This is a genomic window from Rathayibacter tanaceti, assembly GCF_001634385.1.
Taxonomy (GTDB): Bacteria; Actinomycetota; Actinomycetes; order Actinomycetales; family Microbacteriaceae; genus Rathayibacter; species Rathayibacter tanaceti.
In genome coordinates this window covers 1-2849 of the sequence record NZ_LIIN01000204.1, presented here as the reverse complement: position 1 = coordinate 2849, position 2849 = coordinate 1, and the positions used below count along the sequence as shown (strand labels likewise).

Below are 2849 nucleotides of genomic sequence, written 5' to 3'. Positions count from 1 at the left end.
GCCCCGGCGGCGGAACCGCGGGTGCCTTCGGCCGCGGTGGCGGCAAGAGCAAGGCCCGGAAGTCCAAGCGCACGAAGCGTCAGGAGTTCGAGCTCAGGGAGCTCCGTCGCTCGGCGGCGTCAGCGTTCCCCGCGGTGACGGCAAGACGATCATCCGTCTGCGCCGCGGCGCGTCGATCTCGGACTTCGCCGACAAGATCGAGGCCATGACCGGCGTGCCGGTGCCCCCCGGCAACCTGGTCACCGTCCTCTTCGCCCTCGGCGAGATGGCGACGGCGACCGAGTCGCTCGACGAGGCGACCTTCGAGGTGCTCGGCTCCGAGCTGGGCTTCAAGATCCAGGTCGTCTCGCCCGAGGACGAGGACAAGGAGCTCCTCGAGGGCTTCGGTCTCGACCTCGAGCAGGAGCTCGACGACGAGACGGACGAGGACCTCGAGATCCGTCCCCCCGTCGTCACCGTCATGGGTCACGTCGACCACGGAAAGACACGGCTGCTCGACGCGATCCGCAACGCCAACGTCGTCGCAGGCGAGGCGGGCGGCATCACGCAGCACATCGGTGCGTACCAGGTCGTCGCCGAGCACGAGGGCATCGAGCGCCCCATCACCTTCATCGACACCCCGGGTCACGAGGCGTTCACCGCCATGCGAGCCCGCGGTGCCCAGGTGACGGACATCGCGATCCTCGTGGTCGCGGCGGACGACGGCATCATGCCGCAGACGATCGAGGCGCTGAACCATGCCCAGGCGGCCAACGTCCCGATCGTGGTCGCGGTCAACAAGGTGGACAAGCCCGACGCCAACCCTGCGAAGGTGCGCCAGCAGCTCACCGAGTTCGGTCTGGTCGCCGAGGAGTACGGCGGAGACGTCATGTTCGTCGACGTGTCGGCGCGGGCGAACACCGGCATCCAGGACCTCCTGGACGCCGTGCTGCTCACCGCCGACGCGGGGCTCGACCTGCGCGCCAACCCGAACAAGGAGGCACGCGGGGTCGCGATCGAGGCGAAGCTCGACAAGGGACGCGGTGCGGTCGCGACCGTCCTCATCCAGTCGGGAACGCTGCGCGTCGGCGATGCGATCGTCGCGGGAACGGCCTACGGTCGGGTCCGTGCTATGGCCGACGAGAACGGCAACGCCGTCCTCGAGGCCGTGCCGTCGCGACCGGTGCAGGTGCAGGGACTCTCGTCCGTGCCTCGCGCCGGCGACACCTTCCTCGTCACCGAGGAGGACCGCACGGCACGCCAGATCGCCGAGAAGCGCGAAGCCGCTCAGCGCAACGCCCTGCTGGCCAAGGCCCGCAAGCGCATCTCGCTGGAGGACTTCACCCGCGCCCTCGAGGAAGGCAAGGTCGAGTCGCTCAACCTCATCATCAAGGGCGACGTGTCCGGTGCCGTCGAGGCGCTGGAGGAGTCGCTCGTCAAGATCGAGGTCGACGACTCGGTGCAGCTGCGCATCATCCACCGCGGTGTCGGTGCGATCACGGAGTCGGACGTCAACCTCGCGACGATCGACAACGCGATCATCGTGGGCTTCAACGTCCGCCCCGACCCGAAGGCCCGCGAGCGCGCAGCTCGAGAGGGAGTGGACATCCGCTTCTACTCGGTCATCTACAACGCGATCGAAGAGGTCGAGAACTCGCTCACGGGCATGCTCAAGCCCGAGTTCGAGGAGGTCCAGTCCGGTGTCGCCGAGATCCGCGAGGTGTTCCGCTCCTCGAAGTTCGGCAACATCGCGGGTGTCATCGTCCGCTCCGGCACGATCACCCGCAACTCGAAGGCGCGCGTCATCCGCGATGGCGTCGTCGTCGGCGACAACCTCGCCATCGAGTCGCTGCGTCGCTTCAAGGACGACGTCACGGAGGTCCGCACGGACTACGAGGCCGGTATCGGTCTCGGCAAGTACAACGACATCCAGATCGGCGACGAGATCGAGACGATCGAGATGAAGGAGAAGCCGCGAGGCTGATCCTGCTCCACTGGAAGGCCCGGGTCCGCCCGGGCCTTCCGCCTTCCCCGGGTTCCCGGCCGGTGCAGGGGAGGGCCGGGAGGGGGCTGCGACGCGGCACCCCTCCCGCCCATCGCGCCCGGCAGGCCGGGTGGACCACGTGATTAGATGACGAGCCCAACGGTTCGTCGAGAGAGATGTGAGGACCAGCCATGGCAGATCCGGCACGGGCGAGGAAGCTCGCCGAACGTATCCAGGTGATCGTCGCCAAGCGGCTCGAGCGCGGACTCCGCGATCCGCGGCTCGGCTTCGTCACCATCACCGATGTCCAGGTGACCGGTGACCTGCAGCACGCCTCCGTGTTCTACACGGTGTACGGCACCGACGAGGAGCGCGCCGACTCGGCTGCGGCCCTCAAGGCCGCCACCGGCATGCTGCGCACCGAGGTCGGCAAGAACATCACCGCGCGGCTGACACCGTCGCTCGAGTTCATCCTTGATGCGCTCCCCGAGAACGCCCAGCACATCGAGGAGCTCCTCGCCGCCGCACGCAGCCAGGACTCGCAGGTGCAGTCGCTCGCTGCCCAGGCGGACTACGCAGGCGAGGCCGACCCGTACGTGAAGCCGCGCGAGGACGAGGACTAGGCGCTGAGCCCGAACACCGCGGAGCCCGTGGCGACGTCGACCGACTCCAGGACGACGACGACGCGGGCTCCCGGCAGGAGCGGGGCCTGCACGTCGACCGTGATCTCGGGCTCGAGCAGCTGCACGGCCGAGCGGTTCCGGCCCGACGAGACGACGACTCCGGTGAAGGAGGCGCCCTCGCGGCCGCGGAGGATGGCGGCCTCGACGATCGCCGTGGCTGCTCGCGAGGCGGCACCGGCGCGCCGGTCGCTCGCCGCGAGGAG

General features: G+C 69.0%; 1 protein-coding gene and 2 pseudogenes. 2 read left to right on the top strand and 1 reads right to left on the bottom strand.

What is annotated here, in order from left to right; genetic code table 11:
* Both infB and rbfA read left to right on the top strand, forming a co-directional pair.
* Positions 1-1963, top strand: a pseudogene (gene infB, locus ACH61_RS14815) (translation initiation factor IF-2); the annotation flags it as partial.
* Between the two features lie 191 nt (positions 1964-2154).
* Complete coding sequence (rbfA, locus tag ACH61_RS14810; protein WP_068213513.1) at positions 2155-2586, top strand: 30S ribosome-binding factor RbfA; 432 nt, start codon at positions 2155-2157, stop codon at positions 2584-2586.
* Here the strand turns inward: rbfA and ACH61_RS17600 are convergent.
* Positions 2583-2849, bottom strand: a pseudogene (locus ACH61_RS17600) (RNB domain-containing ribonuclease); the annotation flags it as partial. The gene rbfA and the pseudogene ACH61_RS17600 sit on opposite strands and share 4 nt — an antisense overlap.

What these genes read in the sequence shown, in the direction of transcription:
- rbfA (WP_068213513.1), top strand. Translation starts at nt 2,155, where the DNA reads ATGGCAGATCCGGCACGGGCGAGGAAGCTCGCCGAACGTATCCAGGTG.